The 22,980-nt window shown below is 45.8% G+C and carries 22 protein-coding genes and 2 riboswitches; of the genes, 2 read left to right on the top strand and 20 right to left on the bottom strand.

Annotation, left to right across the window (positions count from 1 at the left end; genetic code table 11):
* Window positions 1–82: 82 nt before the first annotated feature.
* From thiE to coaW, 6 genes are all read right to left on the bottom strand, one after another.
* Window positions 83–718 carry a thiamine phosphate synthase gene (gene thiE / locus G475_RS0110870; protein WP_026701325.1) on the bottom strand — a complete coding sequence of 212 codons (636 nt, stop codon included), beginning with the start codon at window positions 716–718 and terminating at the stop codon, window positions 83–85.
* Entirely contained in the window at window positions 711–1,532 is an 822-nt protein-coding gene (thiM, locus tag G475_RS24785; RefSeq protein ID WP_035710892.1) for a hydroxyethylthiazole kinase, read from the bottom strand. Before thiM ends, thiE begins: the two co-directional genes overlap by 8 nt.
* Before the next feature lie 12 nt (window positions 1,533–1,544).
* Entirely contained in the window at window positions 1,545–2,360 is an 816-nt protein-coding gene (gene thiD, locus G475_RS0110860) for a bifunctional hydroxymethylpyrimidine kinase/phosphomethylpyrimidine kinase (protein WP_026701324.1), read from the bottom strand.
* 73 nt (window positions 2,361–2,433) lie between these two features.
* A riboswitch (TPP riboswitch) is annotated at window positions 2,434–2,542 on the bottom strand.
* A gap of 75 nt (window positions 2,543–2,617) precedes the next feature.
* Window positions 2,618–5,950 (bottom strand): efflux RND transporter permease subunit, encoded by a 3,333-nt coding sequence (locus G475_RS0110855; protein ID WP_026701323.1) that lies wholly within the window; start codon window positions 5,948–5,950, stop codon window positions 2,618–2,620.
* A 472-nt stretch (window positions 5,951–6,422) separates the two neighbouring features.
* Complete coding sequence (locus G475_RS0110845; protein ID WP_026701322.1) at window positions 6,423–6,881, bottom strand: MarR family transcriptional regulator; 459 nt, start codon at window positions 6,879–6,881, stop codon at window positions 6,423–6,425.
* 28 nt (window positions 6,882–6,909) lie between these two features.
* On the bottom strand, window positions 6,910–7,752 hold the full coding sequence (coaW, locus tag G475_RS0110840; protein WP_026701321.1) for a type II pantothenate kinase: 843 nt from the start codon (window positions 7,750–7,752) through the stop codon (window positions 6,910–6,912).
* Window positions 7,753–7,976: 224 nt separating this feature from the next.
* Here coaW and cls point away from each other — a divergent pair, with 224 nt between their 5' ends.
* On the top strand, window positions 7,977–9,425 hold the full coding sequence (cls, locus tag G475_RS0110835; RefSeq protein ID WP_026701320.1) for a cardiolipin synthase: 1,449 nt from the start codon (window positions 7,977–7,979) through the stop codon (window positions 9,423–9,425).
* A 103-nt stretch (window positions 9,426–9,528) separates the two neighbouring features.
* On the opposite strand, the gene G475_RS0110830 is transcribed toward cls, so the two are convergent.
* The 13 genes from G475_RS0110830 to G475_RS0110770 all read right to left on the bottom strand — a co-directional run bounded on the left by G475_RS0110830 (window position 9,529) and on the right by G475_RS0110770 (window position 21,970).
* Window positions 9,529–10,671 (bottom strand): glycerate kinase, encoded by a 1,143-nt coding sequence (locus tag G475_RS0110830; protein ID WP_026701319.1) that lies wholly within the window; start codon window positions 10,669–10,671, stop codon window positions 9,529–9,531.
* A gap of 31 nt (window positions 10,672–10,702) precedes the next feature.
* Entirely contained in the window at window positions 10,703–11,170 is a 468-nt protein-coding gene (locus tag G475_RS0110825) for a hypothetical protein (protein ID WP_026701318.1), read from the bottom strand.
* A gap of 331 nt (window positions 11,171–11,501) precedes the next feature.
* Window positions 11,502–11,957 carry a GtrA family protein gene (locus G475_RS0110820; RefSeq protein WP_026701317.1) on the bottom strand — a complete coding sequence of 152 codons (456 nt, stop codon included), beginning with the start codon at window positions 11,955–11,957 and terminating at the stop codon, window positions 11,502–11,504.
* 40 nt (window positions 11,958–11,997) lie between these two features.
* Window positions 11,998–13,140, bottom strand: coding sequence for a glycosyltransferase family 4 protein (locus G475_RS0110815; protein ID WP_026701316.1), 1,143 nt, complete (start codon window positions 13,138–13,140; stop codon window positions 11,998–12,000).
* 21 nt (window positions 13,141–13,161) lie between these two features.
* Entirely contained in the window at window positions 13,162–14,310 is a 1,149-nt protein-coding gene (locus tag G475_RS0110810; RefSeq protein ID WP_026701315.1) for an NAD-dependent epimerase/dehydratase family protein, read from the bottom strand.
* Window positions 14,311–14,706: 396 nt separating this feature from the next.
* Complete coding sequence (locus tag G475_RS0110805; protein WP_026701314.1) at window positions 14,707–15,720, bottom strand: ThiF family adenylyltransferase; 1,014 nt, start codon at window positions 15,718–15,720, stop codon at window positions 14,707–14,709.
* A complete protein-coding gene (locus tag G475_RS0110800; protein WP_026701313.1) occupies window positions 15,720–16,487 on the bottom strand; it encodes a thiazole synthase in 768 nt (255 codons plus the stop codon). Before G475_RS0110800 ends, G475_RS0110805 begins: the two co-directional genes overlap by 1 nt.
* Window positions 16,488–16,492: 5 nt before the next feature.
* Window positions 16,493–16,696: a sulfur carrier protein ThiS gene (gene thiS, locus G475_RS0110795; RefSeq protein WP_026701312.1), complete on the bottom strand. Its 204-nt coding sequence runs from the start codon at window positions 16,694–16,696 to the stop codon at window positions 16,493–16,495.
* On the bottom strand, window positions 16,680–17,828 hold the full coding sequence (gene thiO, locus G475_RS0110790; protein WP_026701311.1) for a glycine oxidase ThiO: 1,149 nt from the start codon (window positions 17,826–17,828) through the stop codon (window positions 16,680–16,682). Before thiO ends, thiS begins: the two co-directional genes overlap by 17 nt.
* On the bottom strand, window positions 17,825–18,421 hold the full coding sequence (locus G475_RS0110785) for a thiamine phosphate synthase (protein ID WP_026701310.1): 597 nt from the start codon (window positions 18,419–18,421) through the stop codon (window positions 17,825–17,827). The genes thiO and G475_RS0110785 overlap by 4 nt, the downstream gene beginning before the upstream one ends.
* Window positions 18,422–18,518: 97 nt before the next feature.
* A riboswitch (TPP riboswitch) is annotated at window positions 18,519–18,627 on the bottom strand.
* 96 nt (window positions 18,628–18,723) lie between these two features.
* Window positions 18,724–19,479, bottom strand: a complete 756-nt coding sequence (locus G475_RS0110780; RefSeq protein WP_026701309.1) for a FixH family protein — start codon at window positions 19,477–19,479, stop codon at window positions 18,724–18,726.
* An 81-nt stretch (window positions 19,480–19,560) separates the two neighbouring features.
* Window positions 19,561–20,460 (bottom strand): AEC family transporter, encoded by a 900-nt coding sequence (locus tag G475_RS0110775; protein ID WP_026701308.1) that lies wholly within the window; start codon window positions 20,458–20,460, stop codon window positions 19,561–19,563.
* A gap of 43 nt (window positions 20,461–20,503) precedes the next feature.
* The gene (locus G475_RS0110770) at window positions 20,504–21,970 is read right to left on the bottom strand and encodes a potassium/proton antiporter (RefSeq protein WP_026701307.1); all 1,467 of its coding nucleotides are present in this window, start codon (window positions 21,968–21,970) and stop codon (window positions 20,504–20,506) included.
* 89 nt (window positions 21,971–22,059) lie between these two features.
* Here G475_RS0110770 and moaC point away from each other — a divergent pair, with 89 nt between their 5' ends.
* Window positions 22,060–22,548 (top strand): cyclic pyranopterin monophosphate synthase MoaC, encoded by a 489-nt coding sequence (moaC, locus tag G475_RS0110765; protein WP_026701306.1) that lies wholly within the window; start codon window positions 22,060–22,062, stop codon window positions 22,546–22,548.
* A gap of 37 nt (window positions 22,549–22,585) precedes the next feature.
* On the opposite strand, the gene G475_RS0110760 is transcribed toward moaC, so the two are convergent.
* Complete coding sequence (locus G475_RS0110760) at window positions 22,586–22,918, bottom strand: DUF1516 family protein (RefSeq protein WP_026701305.1); 333 nt, start codon at window positions 22,916–22,918, stop codon at window positions 22,586–22,588.
* Between the last annotated feature and the right edge of the window lie 62 nt (window positions 22,919–22,980).

The raw sequence follows: 22,980 nt of genomic DNA, 5'->3' as shown, positions 1-22,980 counted from the left end.
TGTACTGCCTCTGCCCTCTTAACATAACCAATGTACAATCACTGCGGCCGACCTATTATTCAGCGATGAGATTCTCCATTTTTCAACCGTGCACAGCTTTTTTCAGGGAAGCTGCCGCCTGGGTCCCATCGACAGCACGGCTTATCGCAGAAATTACGGACACCCCATCTGCGCCGGCTTCTATTACTTCTCCCGCATTGATTTCATCTATACCTCCAATTCCTACCATCGGAATGGTGATTCCTTCCTGGCGCAAATGACGAATCGCCTGAGGCCCTATCGGAGCTTCTGCATCTTCTTTCGTTGTAGTACCAAACATGGGCCCGACTCCCAGATAATCTGCTCCATCCTGGACGGCTTTTTCTGCTTCCTCCCTTGTTTTAGCGGACACACCGATGATCATCGTTCCGGGACAGCGTTTTTTTACTTCCGCGAGGGGAACGTCCTCCTGTCCTACATGTATACCATCAGCTTGAATATCCAACGCCAGATCTACATCATCATTCACGATAAAAGGAATACCACTTTTGTGGCAAAGCTTCTGCAGCTGCACAGCAAGTCTTTTTTTCTCTTCCCCGGTCCGTGCCCCTTCCCCTTTTTCACGGAACTGAAAACAGGTAATACCTCCCTGAACAGCCTCTTTCAGGACAGCCTCCGGGTCCTTATTCGTATTAGTACTGCCCATAATAAAATATAAACGCAACGATTGTTTATTCATGACCAGCATGCTCCCATCTGATTTCTACATTCTGCCGAAGATCCATTTCGCCCACCTGATACAATCCGTTCAACAGCTCCGCCTGGAACGTGCCGGGGCCCTGTCCGGCAGTAAAACCTTCCGCCCGTTCTGCTGCTATTCCGTAATACCCAAGGGCAGCTGCAGTGCCTTCCAATACATTATCTGCCTGGCTCAAAAAGGAAGCTGCCACGGCGCTTGCCAGACAGCCGGTCCCGGTTACCCGGGCCATGATAGAATGCCCGTTAAAGATGGTATACGTGCTGCTCCCATCCGAAACAGCATCTACCGGGCCCGTTACTGCTGTCGGGACATCTAATTTCCTTGCTGCATATTCCGCTATTCGTTTCGTATCTTTGTCTACCCCGGCGGAGTCCACCCCTTTCATCTCACTGTCAAGACCGGCAATCGTAGAAATTTCTCCGGCATTTCCCCGAAGCAGGGAGATATCCAGCAGCTGTAACAAGTCCTTGGCTGTATTTGTACGGTAAGGAGTGGCTCCTGCCCCGACAGGATCAAGCACAACAGGAATACCTTTTTGATTAGCTGCTTTCCCTGCACGTTTCATGCTTTCTACCTGGGCCCGATCCAGAGTGCCGATATTGAGGACAAGGGCATCCGCCGCCATTGCCATATCTTCTGCTTCTTCCACGGCGTTGGCCATTACAGGAGAAGCTCCCATAGAAAGGATTCCGTTGGCATTAAAATTGGCCACTACAATATTAGTGATGTTATAAATTAAAGGTTGATTCGTTCTTACTCTTTCCAGCAGTTCAGTTACTTCTTTTGCTTTCAACCTTCCTCCCCCTTATTCTCTTATGATTTCATCTCTGGAAAACCGTGATCCCCAGTGATTGACCGGGCCGTTTCCCCTGCCGATTCCAAGAGTATTGGAAATGGCATTTGTAATAAATGATTTACTTTCTGAAATGGCCTCCTTTATTTCCATCCCTCTTGCCAGGTTGGCTGCAATAGCAGCAGAAAATGTGCAACCTGTTCCATGGGTATGTTTCGTTTCCGTCCTCGGGGCGCTCACTATGTCGATCTCTCCATTATAGTAAACAACATCCTCGGCATCTCCTGTAAAATGTCCGCCTTTCACTACCGCTGCCGTGACACCCATCTCATCTACCAGGAGTTTGGCAGCCTTTTCGGCATCCTTCTGCGACTGAATGTCGATCCCCGTTAACAGCTTCGCCTCATCCATATTGGGAGTAACTACTTCGGCCAGTGGAAATAATCTATTTTTCATAATAGACGTTGATTCATCTTCCATCAACGTGTCGCCGCTGGTAGCTACCATGACTGGATCTATCACAAGCGGAATGTTTTTCCCCTCCAGTAGTTCGGCTGTTTTTTCAATCATTGCCGGGGTGGCAATCATTCCTGTCTTAATAACATGCGGCGGGATGTCTTCGAGTACCGCCTTTATCTGCTCTTCCAACGCTTCTACCGGAAGGTGCCATACATCGCGCACGCCTTCTGTATTTTGTGCTACAACAGATGTAACCACGGCCATCCCATAAGCCTTACACTCCTGAAATGTTTTTAAATCCGCATGGATGCCGGCGCCTCCTGTCGGATCTGTGCCGGCTATAGACAACACACTTGGTATTCCTCTCATTTCTTCCTCCTCCTTCATATAAAAAGCCGCTCTCCTTCAAGAAGAGCGGCTGCACGTTTATATCTTATACACCTGTGCCTTCGCTCCACTTTCCTCCGATGGTACTAGCCATATCAGGTTCTGAGGGACCGATGCCTGCATCCAGGCATCATCTCAGCTTATTAGCGCCCCTAGTGGAATTGCGTTAATATTTCTTGTTCTTTTATCGTACTCGAGATCGTCAAAGCCTGTCAAACTTTCTGCCCGTTCCATTCATTTTAGTCTTCTTCCTCCCGGTTATTTTTGTCCTGGTCCGGCTTGCTTTTTTCCTCGTCTTTGGAATGACGCAGAATCCGTTCAAGAAGATAAAGAATATCCTCTTTTGATAGTTGTTCTTCTTTTTCTGCCTGGCGGAACATATTCGATGCTTCGTTATCTTCTTCCTCTTTCTCCGGGAAGGAAGAATGCTGTCCATTTTCCGCCTCTTTTTCATAAGTGGAGTTTGTTTCTAACTCAGAAGAATAGATAACCCGTCCATCCGGAGTCACAAACCGTTTATTCATGTTTCTGGTTTCCTTGTCAATCAGACTGTAAATAACAGGCACAACAAACAATGTCAAGAATGTACTGCTTATCAGCCCTCCAATGACAGCAATCCCCATCGGCTGTTGAATTTCGGTTCCTTCTCCTATACCAAGCGCAAGCGGGAGAATACCAAGAATGGTTGTCACTGCCGTCATGAGAATCGGCCTGGTACGCTGTTTGACTCCTTCCACAATGGCATCTTGAGCCGCCATTCCTTTTTCTTTCAGCTGATTAATGTAATCGACCAGCACAATAGCATTGTTGACCACAATACCCGCCAGCACAATTAAACCTATAAATACTGTGACACTCAGCGGGGTCTGGGTCGCCGTTAAGGCAAGCATGACTCCAATCACAACCAAAGGAACACTGAACATGACAACAAATGGATACTTGAACGATTCAAATTGTCCGGCCATGACAAGGTAAATAAACAGTATCGCCAGACCAAAAGCAAACATCAGACTGTTCACAGCATCATTCAGCAGCTCCTGTTCCCCTGAAAAAGCGTAGCTTGTGCTATCAGCCACATCTGCCTCTTCAATGGTATCTTCGATCAGACCGGACATGTTATTCAAGCTGGTGTCTGTAGAGTAACTTACCGTGAATTCGACACTGTCTTCCTGATCGAGCCGGTTAATAACCGCCGGGCCTTCGCCTTCTTCGATCACAGCCAGGTCATCCAGGGCCACATAATCCCCCTGGTCATTTGATACCAGCAGATTCCGTAAGTCCTCTGTATTTTGGAGAGACTCCTCTGAATACTGTACGACTACATCATGCGTTTCATTGTTCTCTGTCTGAATAGAGGCCGCCGTTTCTCCGCGCGTAATATTGTCTACCGTACGGGCGATCTGAGCAGGAGCGAATCCGTTATCCCGGGCTGCGTCTTCATCGATGCGGACCTGCATTTCCGGGGCCCTTTCTTCATCAGACGTTTCCACGCCCCGCACATCAGATTCGTCCTCTAAATCTCCCTTGATTTCCTCCACTGCATTATCCAACGCTTCTGTATCGTCATCACTTAGCGTAAACTCGACGGTATTTGCTTCTCCACCTCCTACTGCGGCCTGGGTGGAAAGGGAAATGTCAGCATCCGGATTCACTCCTGTTATTTCACTCTCGATATCTTCGACAAAGTCCATTGTACTCTGGTTCCGGTTTTCCATCTCTTTCATCGTCACAAACATCTGTGCTTCATGAGATCCGGACGGGCCGCCCATACCGGCTGAATCTTCTGAAGTTCCGGCAGCCGTCATATAATCGGCTACATCAGGTTCATCATCCAGTATACTTTCTATTTCTTCCGTGACCTCTATCGTTCTGTCCAGGTTCGTACCATGGTCCATTTCCACATCTATTGTAAAGTAGCCCTGGTCTGTCGTCGGCAGGAAGTTCACACCCGTAACGGCAAGTCCTGCTCCTCCGGCTCCTAATAATAAAATGGTGATGAATAGTGTGATAAACCGATGACCCAGTGCCCATTTTACCGACCGTTCCAGTCCCTTAATAAAGGAAGAACGCTGACGCTTTGCTTCTTTATTTTCATCAGGCGGGGTCAGCACTCGGCTTGCCATCATCGGTACAACGGTTAGAGCAACCAGCAGAGAGGCGAGCAGACTGAAGGACACAGCCAGTGCAAACTCCGTGAAAATATTGCCGACAATCCCGCTGATAAATACAATCGGCAGGAACACGGAAACGGTTGTCAGCGTAGAAGCTGTGATGGCTCCTCCTACTTCTTTTGTTCCCTCTGAAGCAGCTTCACGCTGATTTTTTCCCATCGATAAATGCCGGTAAATGTTCTCTATCACGACAATGGCGTTATCGACCAGCATCCCAATCCCAAGCGCCAGGCCACCAAGAGTCATCAAGTTTAAACTGACATCCGTAAAATACAAAAAACCAAACGTGACAATGACCGAAAATGGTATCGCAACACCGATGATTAACGGAGTTTTCAGGTTTCTTAAGAAGAAGAAAAGGACAACCATAGCAAACACGCCGCCTAAAATCAGTGCCATCGAAACACTATTAATGGAGTCCTGAATGTATTCTCCCTCATCATACAGACTAATCGCGTTTAAATCATCATATTCTTCTTCTTCCAGCAGGTTGTCTATCTCTTCATTAAAATCAGCCGAGACCTGGGCTGTATTAGCATCGGAGGCTTTCATCGCAGAGAGCTGCATCGCCGGTTCCTGATTTGCCCTGGTTACAGCCTGCTGATCTGCTGTTGTAAATTGTACATCCGCCACATCCGACAGCACCAAGTCTTCTCCGCTTTCTGGATCTGTTCCAAGAACTAGATTATTTAAGTCCTCCTCCCCATTCAAATGATTCAGAACGCGGGTCGTCAATCTGCGGTCTCCGGTTTCAATCGTTCCTCCCGGCAGCGTGATTTCATGAGACTGTACCGCATTGACCACATCTTCCTGCGTCAATTGGTTGTTTTCCAGTTCTTCCTGATTCAGCCGGACGTCGAAATGTTCGGTGACACCACCTGAATAATCAACATTGGCTACTCCTTCAATTCTTTCCAGATCCGAACTGAAATCCCTCACATCATCCTGGAACGCTTCGATATCCTGATTATCCGAGGTAATGGCCATCTGATTCATACTCATCATCGAAGGATCAAACTTCAGAAAGTTCGGGTCGCCTGCATCATCCGGCATAGAGGCTTCGTTCATGGATGTAATAATATCCTGTTCCACCTCTTCAATCGAGGAATCCCAGGAAAACTCCAGCATCACAAGCGCCATTCCTTCTTCGGAAGTGGAGGTCATAGTGTCCAGACCGGATAATGTGGACAGTTCTTCTTCCAGGGGAATGGTAACTTTGTCCTCCACCTCTGCCGGACTGGCTCCTGGATAACTGGCAACGACTGCCCCCACGGGCGGATTGATTTCGGGAAACAACTTAAGCGGCAGATTCACCACGGACACAGCACCTAACAGTATGAATAAAACCATTGCAACAATGGTTAATTTCGGTCGTCTTATCGATACATTGGTAAGTTTCATGCAGCCGCCTCCCTGTTGTTTTTATTTTGCAGCATTTCTCTCGGAAACATTAAACTGTTAAGAAACTTAACTATTTACCAATTTAATAATAAAAGGAGGTACTGTCAATATGTCCCCCGTCCTATTCACTTATTCTTCATAATTTAAACCAGCTTTATGAAGGGAAAAACGAGAGTGGAGAAATCACGGCAGACCGCCTCACCAAACAGGCAGGAGCTTTTTCCCATAAGAGCAGCGTACCTTTCGGACATCTATTCCGCTAAATGGCATAATAAGCAGTCTGAGGCAGCTTTTTTGGACATTTGTTCCGCTATCCGGCCTCTGGACTGCTTCTTTTACACTGAAAAGAGGAAATAGCGGAATAAATGTCCCATCCGCCCTTATAAACAGGCAAAATGGAAGAAATAACGGAATAAATGTCCTCCCGCTGGACTTTCAAAGGCAAAAAAACGGGGAGGCTTTGCCCCCCCGTTCATTCGTTCCCATCCATTTCTCCTTTTTTTATGATCCCTTCAAGCTGCTGGACGACCTCCAGGCCGTGCTTTAAGTCCTCCAAGTTTAATTGGGTAAAATAGTCCTCGATAATGGATGCTTCAAACACTTCGAATTGTTCTTTTAATTTTTTTCCCGTTCCGCCGAGACTCATGGTCACTTCTCTTCTATTATTTTCATTAATGGAACGAATCAGCAGATCTTCTTTTTCCAGCTTGTTAATTGCCTGGGTTACCGCACTTTTAGAAATACCCAGCCGTTCAGACATTTCCCCTAACGTCATGCCTTCATGTCTAATAAACAAAATCATGATGGATTCCTGCCGGGAAGTTAGCTGCAGTTCCCCCAGTATTGGCAGTTTAGGCTGTAATAATGCCGCAATATTTTCTACAGAGTTTATGGCTTTCAAAAAAACTTTTCTATATTCCTCGGTGTTCATGAAACTCCTCTCACTTCCATTTTGAACTCTATAAAACAGCCTTTTTCAACCCGTTGTTAAGCAGCGCCCCAACCGCACCGCTGTATTCTCCATGAGGCAGAAAGTAGGCGTTTTTTCCTCTCAGCTCGGTGTAGCCTTTTATTATTTCTTTCAGTGTATCATGACCGGCGAATGTTGAACCAATATAAACAATGGCATCCGTATGAAGGCGTTCGGCCGCCTGTACACTCATTGTCGTGATCGTTTCCCCAATCATTCTCACGATGGCCGCTGTGTAATCCTCCCTTGAAAAGGAGGTATCCTTCATATTTGCCACGTTCCCAAAATTACTTGCTGTGAGGTCGCCGGCAATCGGCGGGGTCTCGTGGGAATAAATATCGGCTACTGTCACATTCAGGGAATCCCCATTTCCGCGCTGTCCCATTTCTAAAATGGTCTCATAATCGTCTTCCCCTGTCAGCAGGTAGGACAAGCCCAGAAGGGTGCCTCCTCCCATTCCGCTTCCTCCAATTCGTTCATAACTGTCCTTCTCTACATAATGAATGGACGTCCCCGTACCGACATTTGTCACCATAAACTGCTCCCCCACCTGGGAAGATAATTGATGCTGTTCCAAAAGCCAGCGTACTCCTTCACAGGTAGCTTCAAATTCGTTTACCTTTTTAACGGAATATGGGAATTCCTGTAACAAAACACCGGCTTTTCCGCCGGTAATATGTATATGAGGCTCGGTAAACCAGTTTACTATCCAATCCTGGATCTCCAGTACCCGGTTCGTGGGCATTTTTTTGTATCCCCAATTTTCCCCTTTGGCATATACTATTTTTGAAAGTGTACCTCCAGCGTCTATCCCAACATACTGCTTGGACATCTTACCGATAATCCCCTTTCTTTCTAAAAAACATCCTACGAATGATACCTTCGTTCATTTTATACCATATCGTACACCAAATGATAGAATTTATTACTAGGAGCACAGTTTACAAAGACGAACCCGGCATTTTTTGTTATACTGTGAAAATCGAGACCTTTAGACAGCTGTTCTTCGAGCCTGTTTAAAAGGGTGCTTTAATTGACAGATGGGCAGGGAAAACTATGGATATTTACTCAATATTAATCAGTCTTCTTTTTATCTTAAACTTTTTCTTCGCCGTTATCATCATTTTTCTGGAACAGAAAGATGCAACATCCACCTGGGCGTGGCTTATGGTATTATTTTTCATCCCTTTTCTTGGTTTTATTTTATATTTAATTTTTGGACAGAACATGAGCCGTAAACGCCTGTTTGACTGGGAAGATATTAAAAAAATCGGAATTGAAGGCCTGATCCAGGAACAGATCACTTCCCTCCGCGAACAGCGCTTTCATTTCTCTGATCCGGATTCCCGTGACTACAGGGACCTTATCTATATGCATCTTGTCAATAACGATGCTCTATTGACCGAGAATAATAAAGTGGACATATTTACCGACGGCAAAGAAAAATTTGACCAGTTGATTGAGGATATTGAAAATGCCACGGACCACATACATCTGCAGTACTACATTATCCGCCATGACCATTTAGGAGCCCGGCTGCTTTCAGCCTTAACCAAAAAAGCACGGGAAGGAATAAGGGTACGTGTTCTTTATGATGAAATGGGGTCAAGAAAGTTATCAAAAAATTTTTTTTCCAGCTTGAAGAAAGCCGGCGGGGAAGTCGAGATATTTTTTCCACGGCGTATCCCACTTATCAATCTGCGTCTGAATTACCGAAATCACCGGAAAATTGTTGTTATTGACGGGAAGACCGGCTATCTGGGGGGATTTAATGTCGGGGATGAATACCTTGGCTTGAATCCAAGATTCGGTTATTGGAGAGATACCCATCTGCGTATGAGCGGGCAGGTCGTGAAAGCTCTTCAAACCCGGTTTATCCTGGATTGGAACCAGGCCACCCACCACCATTACATTCATTATGAAGACCGCCTTTTTCCTGCGTTAGAAGCTGCCGGAGACATGGCAGCTCAAATTGTATCAAGCGGACCGGATTCGGAATGGGAGCAGATTAAAAACGGTTATATTAAAATGATTACCGGCGCAAAGGATTCCATTTATATTCAAACCCCTTACTTTATTCCGGATCAGAGTCTTATGGATGCCCTTCGGATTGCAGCGTTATCCGGAAAAGATGTACGTATCATGATTCCTGATAAACCGGATCATCCTTTTGTTTACTGGGCCACCTACTCTCACATCGGAGAATTGTTGAAGGCAGGAGCCAATGTTTATATTTATGAGAATGGGTTTATTCATGCCAAAACCATCGTAGTAGATGGCAAGGTCTGCTCTGTAGGAACCGCGAACATTGATGTAAGGAGTTTCCGCCTCAATTTTGAAGTAAATGCGTTTTTATACCACCGGCCGACAGCAGAGCGGATGGCATTAACCTTTCAAAACGATATGCAATATTCCCGTGAAATGACTCTGGATGACTATCGTAAGCGTTCGCTCTGGATTCGTTTTAAAGAATCGATCTCGCATTTATTATCCCCTATTCTTTAATACAAAAAAGAAAGAGAAAGCTTCCCATTCACGGGATATGCTTTCTCTTTCTTTGTAGACGGATCGATTCTAAAAAACATCGGCATTTACCAAAAATGTCCAGTCAATGTCTCGCTGCTTTCCATACGGCAGCAACATTTCTTGCCAGCTTTTCTATGTAGGCAACTCCATTTTCCATAGCAGTTTCCACACTTCCAGGTCCCGGCATAATACTGAAAACTGCTGTGATACGATGGGAATACACTTCTTCGTATCCCTCACCCAACTGACCGCAAAAAGCCAATACCGGTATACTTTTAACGCCGTTTGCAGCTTCAGCCACTCCCACCGGCGTTTTCCCATTGATGGTCTGATGATCTATTTTTCCTTCCCCGGTGATAACAAGATCAGCCTCTTGTATTCTTTCCCTGAAGTGTGTTTCTTTTAGTACAATGTCAATCCCCGGCTCTAAGGAAGCATTCAGAAAAGCTTTTAAACCGGCTCCAAGTCCCCCTGCCGCTCCGGCACCAGGTAGGTTATCCACGTTTTTTCCCAGCTGGGTTTCAATTATTTCAGCATAATGGGATAAAGCATGGTCCAGTGTTTTTGTCATGTCTTCATCAGCACCTTTTTGTGGACCATAAACTGCGCTTGCTCCGTTCCTGCCGGTAAGTGGGTTGTTCACGTCACAGGCTGTAATGATGTCTGTTTGTTGTAGACGCGGGTCCAACTGCGAAGCGTCAATATGCGTTAACCGGGCGAGGGCTTCCCCTCCCGGAGCAAGCTCTTCTCCGAAAGCGTCTATCAACCTGCCTCCCAACGCCTGAAACATTCCTGCTCCTCCATCATTGGTAGCACTGCCGCCTATGCCTAAGATAATCTTACCAGCGCCTTTATCCAATGCAGCTTGAATCAGTTCCCCGGTGCCATAAGAGGTTGCGTGTAAAGGATTTCTTTCCTCTTTGGGTATTAAAGCAAGACCGGAAGCTTCCGCCATTTCTATGACAGCCGTCTTGCCGTCCCCCATGAGGGCATACCCTGCCTTTACCGGTGTGCCATTTGGTCCTGTTACTGTTGTTTCGTACATCGTTCCATTCAGGGCGTCTGCCATAGACGTTGTTGTTCCTTCCCCACCATCTGCCATCGGAATAAGTTCGGCTTGAAGCTCGTTTCCAAAGCCCTGTCTAAATCCCCTTTCGATACTCTCTGCTGCCTGCATCGCTGTCATGCTCTCTTTAAAAGAATCCGGTGCAATGACTACTTTCATTATTTCCCCTCTCCTACTCGTATCATCTCTATTAATACAGCTCTCCTTTATGTCTATCTAATATTTCTTCAAATAAAAATTTCTTCTCTGGCAGAGGGAGCATGCAAAATTCGTCCTTTAACTCTTTGTTCCGCACAAGTCCAATGATGGACTGGCAGTACCCGCAATGACTGCTGTGATGAATAATAGGGTTCTCATCAGGAAACCAGTCCTGCTTCTGCTGAACAAAGTAACCATGCATGGAAAATTGCGTCCCATCTGTTAACTCGACTCGTACGTGAAGTATGCGTCCTGGTTTCCAGGTGCCCTTTTCAGCAAAGTCACGCACAATGGTTTCCTCCTCTATCTTCACTTGAGAATCCTTCACCTGTAAGAAAACGGGCAGTTCTTCCTCCCGCAGTTCTCTCCATCCAGGAGATTCCTGCCCTGTGTCCTGTAGATACTTAATGTGCTCCTGATACCTGGAAAGATATAAGTGAACGGGCTCTCGATCCGTCATGTCATCCCCCTTTTCAGTCTTCGCCTGCCTTTTTAATTCATAACAGTACATACTTCGATAAAACTCATCGATTTCCCTTTTATTTTATTATAATTAACAGTTTGTTGTGAAATTTCCCATCCTATTCATCATCCACCCATGCAATGTTGGCCCAACGTCCCGAACCGCTTTCAGCGGGATTAAATTTTCCCTGACGAAACCAAAGCGGGAGTAGGTAGAGAGTTATATTCAGACACGTGGGGCAGTGCTTTCTTCCTCCTTTTTTAGAAAGCAAAGCATACAAAACCCCCCTGCTATATAAAGAAGCAGGGGGGACAGGGAGTGAGTTACCTTATTTCCGAAAAAACTTTCGATCTGTATCTTTAAACACAAAATACTTTATCATGAAAAAACTGGATGTGAAGGATAAAAACATGGCACATCCTTTGGCAATATTGTAACGGAGCCACCTGTGCATTCCGACCCATTCAAACAGCTGGTTCGCTCCTAAGAACACTAAATTGTTCACCCCAAGGCTGACAATCCCCTGAAGAATAAACATCAATCTCTGACGGTTACTGCCTTCCGCTGAATTCCGAAACGTAATCAGAACATTCCAGAAGTAACTATTGGCCACAGCCAGAGAATAGGCGATCGTATTAAAAAGAGCAAGCAGCCCCCGTTCATCGGTTGGAAATAAGAGTAGTAAAAGATTTAATGTGCCGATATCGACCCCGGCGTTAGCAAGTCCGATGACACTAAACTGCATGAACTGAAACGGACCTTTGGTCTTTTCTTTCTTTGCCATGATACCCCTTCTATTTCGATTGCTGTGCTTCAGGGTGATACTACGTTAATTTCTGTTTTTTCTGGCTGCTCTCCTCTAATCCAACGGCTTCTTCATATAATGTAAGAAGCTGGCTTGCGGCTTCGGACCAGCCCAGCTCTCCTATATCTTTCCGCGCATTGGTAGCCAGGCGTTTGCGCAGGGTTTCATCTTCAAATCGACGCACGGTATTGACAAAATCTCCATCTTTCTGCGGATCATACAATAAACCTGTCCGTTCATCCTCAATCTGTTCACATGTCGGCCCGCTTTTGGCTGCGACGAGCGGGAGGCCGGAAGCCATCGCCTCGAGAATGACAAGACCCAGCGTTTCTGTTGTCGAAGGGAACACAAACACGTCCGAGGAAGCAAAAGCCCGAGCGAGTTCTTCCCCGTGCATAAACCCGGTAAATGCTGTTTTTGTGCCTTCAAAGTGTTTCTCAAGCGGACCTCGGTGCGGTCCGTCTCCCACAATCGCCAAAGAGAATTCTTCCGATTGTTCCAGCACAGATCTTAATTTTTCAATCTCCTTTTCCGGAGCCAGACGGCCAACGTAGAGAAGAAGTTTATCATCAGGGTTGCCGTTGGTGAGTTTTTCCCTCATTGCCATACTGTAACGGTCCGGGTGGAAGTTCTCTGTGTCGACTCCTCGTTTCCACACGTGCACGTTATAAAAATCACGGGAGGTCAATTCCTGCTGCACCGTCTGGGAGGTACAGATATTTAAGTCTGCTTTATTGTGAAGCTTTCTAAAGTACCACCATATCAATCCCTTGAAAGGAGACAAATGATAATAATCCAGATATTGGGCGACATTGGTGTGATAGGAGGCCACCAGGGGATAACCCATTTTATGAGCGTACGTCACGCCGGAATATCCAAGGATAGCGGGATTCACCACATGTACTACTTCCGGATCGTACTCTTCCAGATACTTTTTTACAATGGGATTCGGAAGGGCAAACTGTTTGGATCGGTAAAAAGGGAGAGTCCTTGCCGGAACTCCCTTAACCGGTGCTCCTTCAAAATCATAGACTCCCAGATCAGGAGCGATAATCATCACTTCGTGGCCCTGATTATGGAGCCAGCGGATACAGGCTGTCAGCCGTGTCACAATACCGTCGGTGGACGGTAAAAACGTTTCGGTCACAATCGCAATCTTCAAGGAGGACACTCCCTGTTCGTTTTATTTCCAGGATACACCCGGAAGAACATTTTCTTCGATGACCCGGTTTTTATGATTCATGACAGCTTTCAGAATATCACGAATCACCTCATCCGTCAGTAAGTGCGGTTCAAGCCCAAGTTCTCTCAGCTTTGTATTTTCCGCGTGGAAATAGTGTTCTTCCAGTTCAACGCGCGGGTTCTCCAAATGAGCGATATCTGTGTTAAATCCTTCTTCCTGCGCCACCTTTTTCACTTTGTTTGCAAGATCAAGCACAGAAAATTCTTCGGTAAACTGGTTGAAAACCCGGAATTCTCCTCTGTCCGCCGGGTGTTCTGCCGCTATTTCAATACAGCGGACCGTATCCCGGATATTCAGGAACCCTCGTGTCTGGCCTCCTTTGCCGTACACCGTCAGATCATGCCCAATGGTGGATTGAATAATGAATCGATTTAACGCTGTACCGAATACGCCATCATAATCGAGGCGGTTGGTTAACAGCGGATCCATCTTTGTTTCCTCCGTTTCCAGCCCGTAGACTACACCCTGGTTTAAATCAGTGGCACGAATTCCCCAGACTTTGCAGGTGAACATAATGTTATGGCTGTCATGTACCTTGGATAGATGGTAGAAAGACCCTGGTTGCTTTGGATAAGGAAGCGTGTCTTTTCGGCCTTTATGTTCAATTTCAATATACCCTTCCTCAATGGGAATATTGGGTGTCCCGTATTCTCCCATTGTACCCAATTTAATTAAATGACAGTCCGGTACAATTTCTTTAATGCCATAAAGGACATTCAGATTGCCGACCACATTGTTCACCTGGGTAAACACGGCATGCTCCCGGTCTATCATGGAGTAAGGTGCTGAGCGCTGTTCGGCAAAGTGTACAAATGCGTCCGGCTTTTCTTTCACCAGCACCTGCTTCAGGAAATCATAATGGTTCAGATCGCCTTCGTATGTACGAATTTCTCTGCCGGTCAATTCTTTCCACTTTTCCACACGGTCTTCAAGATCCGCAATTGGGGTAATGGAATTGGAATGCAGTTCCACATCCCACTTTCTCCGGGCCATGTTATCAATAATAGATACATCATGTCCTTGTTTTGACAGGTACAGGGCCGTCGGCCATCCGCAAAAACCGTCTCCTCCAGCTATGATAATATTCACGTCATAACCTCCACTCTCGTCTTAATAGTTATAGAATACCAATAATATATGAAACGCCATAACGGGATGGCGGAATCTTTCAGATGCTAATGTTACCAAAGAAAAGGTATCATGTTCGCCGGCTTTTAGCAAATGTTTTCCTTACCCATTTCTACCCCTTTTCAAACTTTCCTTTGACATTATAACATTTTCTAGTACATTGTATGTGTCAAAACAAAATGAATATTTGTTGACACCCAACCTTTATAAAAAATATAAAATCCTCCGCCCAGCCATTACTCATTTTTCAATAGAAGAAACCCTTCAAAATCGGCAAAATTAAAACGTTGATTTCTTCTAAAAAAGACTTCCCCGTATGAGTGGGAAAGTCCTTCTTTTAAAAATGTAAAAGTATGGTTAACCGCCTATATATTTTTGGTAGAGTGCCCTGGCTTTTGCTTTATTGTTCTCCCCATGAATGATAGTTCGGCCGTCCTGAAAAATGACAAATCGTTTATTCTCCAGCCCAAGCACCAGTAAATGGGGGTTTTCTTTTTTTACTTGATCCTGATACCGGTTTTTCAGATCAGGCAGGGATAAAAACTGTTTTGAACCGGGACGTACCTGGACAGCGTCCCGTCCGCACAGTACTTCCGTTTTGGCGCGATTTCTGTATTCAAGAAAAGGATATTGAGGTTGAGCCCCGCAGGAAGGGCAGTCTGCTTTTTGAAGGCGCTCTATGTCCAGCGAAGACCATTCGTTGTTCCACAAGTCAAAGGACAACAGCGTCCCTCTCCGCTTTTCATATTGACCGGTTAATAATTTTAAGGTTTCTGTCGTTTGATGAGAACTAACCATTTGCACAGCTGGAGCGATGATTCCCGCTGTATCGCATGTTTCTCCATCAAGTGGTATTTCTTCCATAAGGCAGTGCAGGCAGGGTGTCTGTCCCGGCACGATTGTGTACGTTAATCCGTAACTGCCCACGCAGGCCCCGTATATCCACGGGATATTATACTTCTGGGAAAAATCATTAAGAAGCATGCGTGTATCAAAGTTATCCAGGGCATCCAACAATAAATCAACAGGCTGGACCCTTTCCAAAAAAGCCAGGTCCGCTTCTCCTGTCACCGCATCGATCCTTATTTCTGAATTCACTGCTTCCAGCCTTGCTTTAGCTGCTTCTGCCTTTGGCATAGGAAGGTCGGCATCTTTTTCTGTATACAACTGCTGTCTGTTCAAGTTGCTGTATTCCACATAATCCCTGTCGATAATGGTAAGGTGTCCGACTCCCGCTCTTGCCAGGGTTTCCGCTCCTGCACTTCCGAGAGCCCCGGCCCCTACAATGAGAACGTGCTTTTCTGCAAGCAGCTGCTGCCCTTTTTCTCCAATACCGTGAAACTTCACCTGGCGGGAAAAGCGGTCTTCCATCACAGCCGACTCAACCCTTCCATGGGACTGCTGGCCTGAGCATAGTATTTTTTCTCCACACGCCCGGCTTCAAACCCCAGCCTTCCTGCTTCCATCGCATGTTTCATGGCCGCTGCCATTTTTACCGGGTGCTCTGCGCCGGAAACGGCTGTATTTAACAAAATGCCATCAGCACCGAGCTCCATTGCCTGCACGGCGTCTTTCGGACTCCCGATTCCAGCATCTACAATCACCGGCACATACGCCTGCTCGATGATATGAGATAAATTATACGGATTGATTATTCCCAATCCCGTTCCTATCGGAGACGCACCCGGCATAATAGCATGAACGCCGAGATCCTGGAGTCGTTTGGCCAGAACCACATCGTCTGACGTGTAAGGCAGTACTGTAAATCCTTCCTCCAGCAGAATTTCTGAAGCTCTTATTGTTTCCACGGGGTCAGGAAGGAGGGTTTTATCACAGCCAATCACCTCCACCTTAATCATGTCGCACATATCAGCGGCTGACGCGATCTTGGCAATGCGCACCGCTTCTTCCGCCGTTTTTGCCCCGGCCGTATTAGGCAGCAGACGAAACCCTTCCAGATTCATGCTCTCAAACGGATCAGGCTGACTTTCATCAAATAGATTCATTCTTCGAACGGCGAAAGTGAGGACTTCTGTTTCTGATTCTCTCACAGCTTCTTTCTGGGTCTCTGCATCTTCATATTTTCCCGTTCCTAAAAACAAACGGGACTGAAACGTATAAGGACCGATCTTTAACATTCCCATTATCCTCCTCCAACAAAATGAACAATTTCCAGGCTGTCGCCTTCTTTGACGGGCTCCTGTTCCTGTTCTTCCTTTTTTATAATCATACCGTTTCTTTCCACGACCGCTTTTTTATTTCCCAGCTGCAGATGGTCGAGTAATTTATGAATTGTTGTTGTCTCTTCTGGCATTTCTTTTTTGATACCATTAATCGTTAATACCAACGATTGGTTCCTCCTTCTCAGATAGATTCCGCTGCGGGGAAAAGGCAGCCAGCCATTCCGAGTCAGCAGCCTTTCCTTCTATTAAATCTGCCATCCATTTTCCAGTTAACGCAGACAATAAAATACCATTTCTATAATGTCCGGCCGCCAGCCATAATCCGTTTATATGAGTTTGGCCGAGATAAGGTCTGCCGTCTAACGTCTGGGGTCTCACTCCGGCCCAGGCGGTTTCCCAGGACGCGTCCCGCAGCTTTGGAACGAGAGAAAACCCTTTGGATAACAGGTGCTCTACAGCAGAGGCGCTCACCTCTTTTCCCATTTCCCCTTCTCGTTCTGTAGCGCCGATAATAACAGAGCCGCCTGGCTTTGGCACAATATAAAAGTCCGAGGCATGAACTGTCTTTTCCAGAACCGGGGCGGACACACGCAGCGATACACATTCCCCTTTTACCGGTACAAGCTCCGGAAACTGCTCTCCGAGTGATGGAATCATGCGGGACCAGGCTCCTCCTGCCAGAATAACTTGATCTGCATAGAACGAGCCTCCCGGCGTTTCCACCCCGATGACGCTGCCGTTTTTCTGAATAAGCTGCAGTACCGGCGTATATTCATAAAAATCGGCGCCTTCTACAGCTGCGGCTCTGGCGTACGCTTTTGTCAATTCCGGCGCCTTCACCTGACCATCCCCGCGGATATACAGGGCTCCGAAATGTTCTCCCTGAATGGAGGGATCTACCTGCTCTACTTGTTCAGAAGACAGCCATTCCACCTGCTCGCCTTCCTTTTTTTGAAAACGGTACATTTCCTCCAGATGCTCTTTTTCTGCCATTGTGTCAGCTATTTTTAGCATCCCATTCTGGACAAAGGAAACCGAAACTCCTGATTTTTCTTCCAGTTCCGGGATGAGGTCCGGAAACATATCTCTGCTTGATTTGGCAAAATCAAAAAAAGGGCTGTTCTCCTTAATTTCAGACTGAGCCCCGAGCATTCCGGCAGCAGCACTGGAAGCTTCTGCCCCAACTTTCGTTTTTTCCAGGACAGCGACCTGTTTCTTTCGTTTGGCTAATTGATAAGCGGTGGAACAGCCGTTAATTCCGCCGCCGATTACAAGTACATCATAGTTTTTATTCATGTCATGCCTCCTTTCAGCAAAGCGGAACGAAACGACTGAACGGCTTTCGCTGGCTCCGGTGCATCGTAAATGCCGGACATTACCGCAGCCCCAGCCGCTCCGTAGTCCAGACATAACGGAACCCTCTCCGGCATAATGCCTCCAATAGCCAGGACCGGAATAGATACAGCGTCTGTGATTTCCTGAAGCTGTTTCAGTCCACGGCCCGGAAGGCCTGGTTTGCTTGGGGTGTCGAATATGTGGCCGAAAAATAAATAGTCCGCTCCTTCGTTTTCTTTTTGTACGGCCATTGTTTTACTGTGGACGGAACTGCCTTTTATAAAGGGTGCTTCATTAGAAAAAACGAGCGTATTGGATTCAGGGAAGTGAACTCCTGCCAGGTTCCAGCTCCGTACCAGTTCCGGTCCTTTATTCACAATAATTTTTGAGGGCGGAACAGCCGCGGCTAAAAGTTCCTGCACCGCCCTCTCCAGCTGCCGGGCACTCCAGGTTTTTTCACGTATGTGCACAAAATCAGCTTCCTGATGAATTTGTTTTGTTACCTCGAGCCATTGCTCAAACGATTGTTTTCCTGTTGAAATGGCATGGAGCATAGAATCCGAAAGCTCCCTTCCCTTATCTAAATTCGTGTGCCTAAAAGCTAAATAAAAACCGCTTCCCCGGAGAAGGAAAGCGGTCTGTTAGGTTTAGTATCCTGACATCCCACTTTCCTCCGCTGGAATCATCCAGTTCAGGTTCCAAGAGTTTTAAAGGCACACTTTAATCTCAGCCCCTCTATGAGGCACCCCTAGTGGTTTTTCATTTTTCATTTTTCATCCAATAACGACCCAGATTTAGTTAAATCATAAAATACTTCTATTCTACTTGTCAAATCAGAAATTATCCTGCCGTCTGTCTATTCTTCTACCTCAATAGTCTCCTGTTGATGTTCATGCAGGTCTTCCTCGTTTTCTACGTGAACTGTTAATCTATATTCCCCGGCTGCCTCAAAAATATGGGTGCCGGTGTATACTCCATCGTCTGTTTCTTCGGCATCGACCCAGCTTTGCGTTTCTGCATCAGATTTTTGAATCTCGTAGCGTACTCTTGCGTCCGTTAACGGCTCTTCTTCATAATTCACCTCAAATGTAATGTCCGAAGGTTCTCCTACCGCGATATTCTCAGACTGCAGGTTCGTTTCAAGCGCAGAACCTTCTTCTTCGTGACCAGCGCTTTCATGCTCTTCATTCTTCTCTGTTTCCGGGTCCCCGATTATGATTTCTTTGGTCGGCATGTTATGCATATCCCTGGCCGTAACATGAGCAGTAACATGGTATACTCCATCTTCTTCAAAGGTTTTCGATATGGAATACCGATTGTTTTCTCTGTCTTCTGCCATTATTTCTTCACTGCTCTCTTTTGCTCCTTCTTTCCAGATTTCAAAACGGACTTCATTCGCATCTGTAACTTGATCGTTCCCCTGCGTCACGGAAGCCGCAATTTCTATTTCTGTTTCCGGCTCCTGGTTTTCCGGCATGTCTATCTCTACATCAATTGCTTCCATCGACGCACCTTCTCCACTCGTGGAATTCTCCTCTTCCTGTGCCTGGCCGCAGGCACTCAGCAGCAGCATAACTATAGATACAGCGGCTACCGTATACAATGACTTCATGTCATCACCCTCATTTCCTTCTTTGTATTCTATTATACATAAGAGCAAGCCAATGTTCTGCCGTTTCCAATGACAATTCTTTTACACCCCGAACAGCGTTAATAAAATCCATAAGGATGGTACACTACACAATGTCGTCACTAGGGTAATACTTGATACCAGATTAGGACTGGAATTAAACTGGACGGCGATCATTGCTATGGTTGCAGCTGTCGGCATTGCAGCTGATACAATAAGCACTGCGCTTAACGTCGGGTCTGTCTGTAAAAGTAATGTAAGAAGATAAGCCGCTGCCGGAGAAATAACAAGCCGAATTGCCGTACCAATACTCACCAGTTTCCAATCGAGCGAAGAAACGGAAATCTTCGCCAGCTGCATTCCTAAAACGATCATAACTACAGGGATAGCTGCATCGGCAAGCATATTCACCGCGTCCATATAGGACTCTGTAATATTCAATTGTACAGCCTGACACAGCACCCCGACAATCAAAGCATGAAACACCGGCATTTTCAGCACAACCCGAAACGCATCGGCGGCAGCCAGACTGCTGCGGTTGGCAATATAAACTCCTACCGTGCTCATAAGCAGCGCCTGGATCACCATGAAAATAATAGAATAAGAGAAAGCTGTCTCTCCAAACGCAAAAAGCACCAGAGGAGCACCATAATTACCAGAATTCATAAACGTAGTAGCCAGCGTCATTCCACTCGTCTTTTCCTGATCCCACTTCATTAGGATACCCATCAGCTTATTGAGAAGCAACATCAAAAGCAGAAACAACATGGTAAAAGCCACAATACGAAAAAGATCTGCATCCGGCTCCGTCGTATAAAACGTGCGGAAAACAAGAGCCGGATTTAATATGTATAACGCAACCGCCGATACAGAACCTACTTCAAGCAGCTGCTTTTTCTGCAGAAAAAAACCTGAAGCAAATATGAGAACAATCGGTACCAATACATTTAAAAAAACAGACATACGAAGGACCACCTTTATACAGCAAAAAACATTAAATTACGCTTTACGCTTTTAACATGCGGCGCAGCTTATTTTTTTGTTTTCTTGAAACAAGAATATAGAGAAAATCTTCTTTTTGAATCTCGGTTTCCCCATACGGGGTAATTAATTGATCATCACGGACAATAGCACTGACCAGCGCTGACTCTGGAAAATCAATATCCTGAAGTTTTTCGCCAACGATAGAGGTCTTTTCATCGGTTTGAAACTCTATAATTTCGGCATTTGCTTTCCCTATTGAAATTAATTCCAGAGAGTGGGTAGGAGTTTCTTTCTTCGGACCGGATAATTTCAATTTATTAGCTAAATAAGAAATCGTGGAACCCTGAATTAAAGCGGAGGTTAATACAATAAAGAAAACAACATTAAAAATCATGGCTCCGTTTTCGACTTCCGCTACGATGGCAAACGTAGCCAATACAATGGGAACCGCCCCGCGTAGTCCCGCCCATGAAAGAAATATCTTTTCCTTCACATTATATTTCATCCCCATCAAGGATAAAAAGGCAGCAGCCGGCCGTGCGGCGAGAATAAGTACGGCGGACAGCAGGAGCCCGTTTCCAATGACTTCCGGAGCAAGAATCTGTTCTGGAAAAGCGAGAAGGCCGAGGATAATAAACATGAGAATCTGAGCCATCCAGGCAAATCCTTCATTGAAGCGGAAAATCGAATGCCGGTATGTAAGTTCCGAGTTTCCAATAATAAGCGCCGCCACATACACAGCCAAAAAACCACTGGCGTGAGACAAGGAGGCAATACTATAGGTCAGCAAAGCGAAAGACAATGCAAAAATGGGATACAGTCCGCTGGAATCCAGATTAATCCGGTTTATCGATTCCGATGCCACTTTCCCAAGAACTAGACCTATGATAAGGCCTATCCCCATCTGCCAAAAAAAAGAACCAAATAATAGCCAGTAATTTGGCTGGTCGATAAGTATAAGTTCAATAAAAATAAGGGTTAAAAACACGGCCATTGGGTCGTTTGTCCCCGATTCCGCTTCCATCGTTGCCGATATCTTTGTCTTAATATTCCGTTCTTTCAGCGAAGCAAATACCGCTGCCGCATCTGTAGAACCTACAATGGCCCCAAGCAGTAATGATTCCAGCCAGGTGAGATCTACAACAAATTTGGCTGCGATACCTACAATAAAAGAAGTGATCAGCACTCCAAATGTAGCCAGGCTTAACGAAGGCCAGATGACAGGGCGGATAACAGACCATTTTGTCTGGCTCCCCCCTTCAAACAAAATGATTACCAGGGCTACAATCCCAACAAGCTGCGCCTGTTCGGCATCATCAAAATAAATAATACCCAGGCCGTCGCTGCCGATAATCATTCCTACGAGGATAAACAAGATCAACGAAGGCATGCCAAGCCTGGATGAAAATTTAGTGACCGTCACCCCTGTAATTAACAAAAGGGCTGCCAGCATTACAAATGAGTCTATGTCAAAACCCCCAACAAACATATGCTGTTTCTCCTCTCTAACGACTGGACCATGTTATTATAATGGTATCACATCTTTACTTACACTCTCACTTGAAAGGAGCTGTTACCATGGCTGAATTCACACATTTTAATCAGCAGGGACACGCCAAAATGGTTGATATCTCAGAAAAAAAGGACAGCACAAGAACTGCTGCGGCTCATTCCAGCGTCACCGTTTCCAAAGAGGTGTATGACCAAATAGAACAGGGGACAACGAAAAAAGGGGATGTTTTTGCCGTCTCCCAGGTGGCGGGGATTACAGGGGCGAAAAAAACATCCGACCTGATTCCAATGTGTCATCCCCTTGCTTTAAACGGAGTGGACATTCAATTTGAATGGAACCTTTCCGACGAAGGAATATACCAAATTCTTGTTACGTCCCAAGTGAAAGTGAAAGGAAACACCGGAGTAGAAATGGAAGCGTTGACTGCAGCTTCCGCTGCTGCCCTCTCTATTTATGATATGTGTAAAGCAGTGGATAAAAACATGACCATCGGCCCCACTTACCTTTTGGAGAAAACAGGAGGTACCAGCGGAGATTACAAAAGAAATAAATAAAAGCCGGCGATAGGACTCCTATCAAGCCGGCTTCTCTTTATCCTATTATTCCATAGCCAATAAGAACGATAATGACTAATAACAGCAGTAAGACTGCAAACAATACTCCCTGGGGTTCGCCCCGTTTTTTCCTGGCCGTGGTTATTTCCATCAAGGCAATGGCGATTATGGCAAGCGCCCCTTTTAAAATATACAACAGCGGAAAACCATAAGACATTAACATACCAATACCCGAGATAATCATAATAACCGCGAATAAACGCATCAACATCAGGGTGATTTTCTGTTTTGGAATGAAATAACTGATGAGAAAGAAAAGCACGAGGAGAAACCACGAACCTTCATGGGCACCTTGAAACATACTCAGCATAATTACTTTCGTCTCCTTTGTACGTAATGACTAGGGGGCGACCCTAATCCTCTTCTCTTCCC

The sequence above is a fragment of the Salibacterium aidingense DSM 18341 genome (assembly GCF_000429685.1).
GTDB classification, from domain to species: Bacteria; Bacillota; Bacilli; order Bacillales; family Marinococcaceae; genus Salibacterium; species Salibacterium aidingense.
Note: the sequence above shows the minus strand (reverse complement) of the source record. Positions and strands in the feature narration are given on the sequence as shown.

Coding starts and splice junctions, on each gene's coding strand:
- thiE (WP_026701325.1), bottom strand. CDS start 718: ATGAATAAACAATCGTTGCGTTTATATTTTATTATGGGCAGTACTAAT.
- thiD (WP_026701324.1), bottom strand. CDS start 2,360: ATGAGAGGAATACCAAGTGTGTTGTCTATAGCCGGCACAGATCCGACA.
- G475_RS0110855 (WP_026701323.1), bottom strand. CDS start 5,950: ATGAAACTTACCAATGTATCGATAAGACGACCGAAATTAACCATTGTT.
- G475_RS0110845 (WP_026701322.1), bottom strand. CDS start 6,881: ATGAACACCGAGGAATATAGAAAAGTTTTTTTGAAAGCCATAAACTCT.
- coaW (WP_026701321.1), bottom strand. CDS start 7,752: ATGTCCAAGCAGTATGTTGGGATAGACGCTGGAGGTACACTTTCAAAA.
- cls (WP_026701320.1), top strand. CDS start 7,977: ATGGATATTTACTCAATATTAATCAGTCTTCTTTTTATCTTAAACTTT.
- G475_RS0110830 (WP_026701319.1), bottom strand. CDS start 10,671: ATGAAAGTAGTCATTGCACCGGATTCTTTTAAAGAGAGCATGACAGCG.
- G475_RS0110825 (WP_026701318.1), bottom strand. CDS start 11,170: ATGACGGATCGAGAGCCCGTTCACTTATATCTTTCCAGGTATCAGGAG.
- G475_RS0110820 (WP_026701317.1), bottom strand. CDS start 11,957: ATGGCAAAGAAAGAAAAGACCAAAGGTCCGTTTCAGTTCATGCAGTTT.
- G475_RS0110805 (WP_026701314.1), bottom strand. CDS start 15,720: ATGGAAGACCGCTTTTCCCGCCAGGTGAAGTTTCACGGTATTGGAGAA.
- G475_RS0110800 (WP_026701313.1), bottom strand. CDS start 16,487: ATGTTAAAGATCGGTCCTTATACGTTTCAGTCCCGTTTGTTTTTAGGA.
- thiO (WP_026701311.1), bottom strand. CDS start 17,828: ATGAATAAAAACTATGATGTACTTGTAATCGGCGGCGGAATTAACGGC.
- G475_RS0110785 (WP_026701310.1), bottom strand. CDS start 18,421: ATGCTCCATGCCATTTCAACAGGAAAACAATCGTTTGAGCAATGGCTC.
- G475_RS0110780 (WP_026701309.1), bottom strand. CDS start 19,479: ATGAAGTCATTGTATACGGTAGCCGCTGTATCTATAGTTATGCTGCTG.
- G475_RS0110775 (WP_026701308.1), bottom strand. CDS start 20,460: ATGTCTGTTTTTTTAAATGTATTGGTACCGATTGTTCTCATATTTGCT.
- G475_RS0110770 (WP_026701307.1), bottom strand. CDS start 21,970: ATGTTTGTTGGGGGTTTTGACATAGACTCATTTGTAATGCTGGCAGCC.
- moaC (WP_026701306.1), top strand. CDS start 22,060: ATGGCTGAATTCACACATTTTAATCAGCAGGGACACGCCAAAATGGTT.
- G475_RS0110760 (WP_026701305.1), bottom strand. CDS start 22,918: ATGCTGAGTATGTTTCAAGGTGCCCATGAAGGTTCGTGGTTTCTCCTC.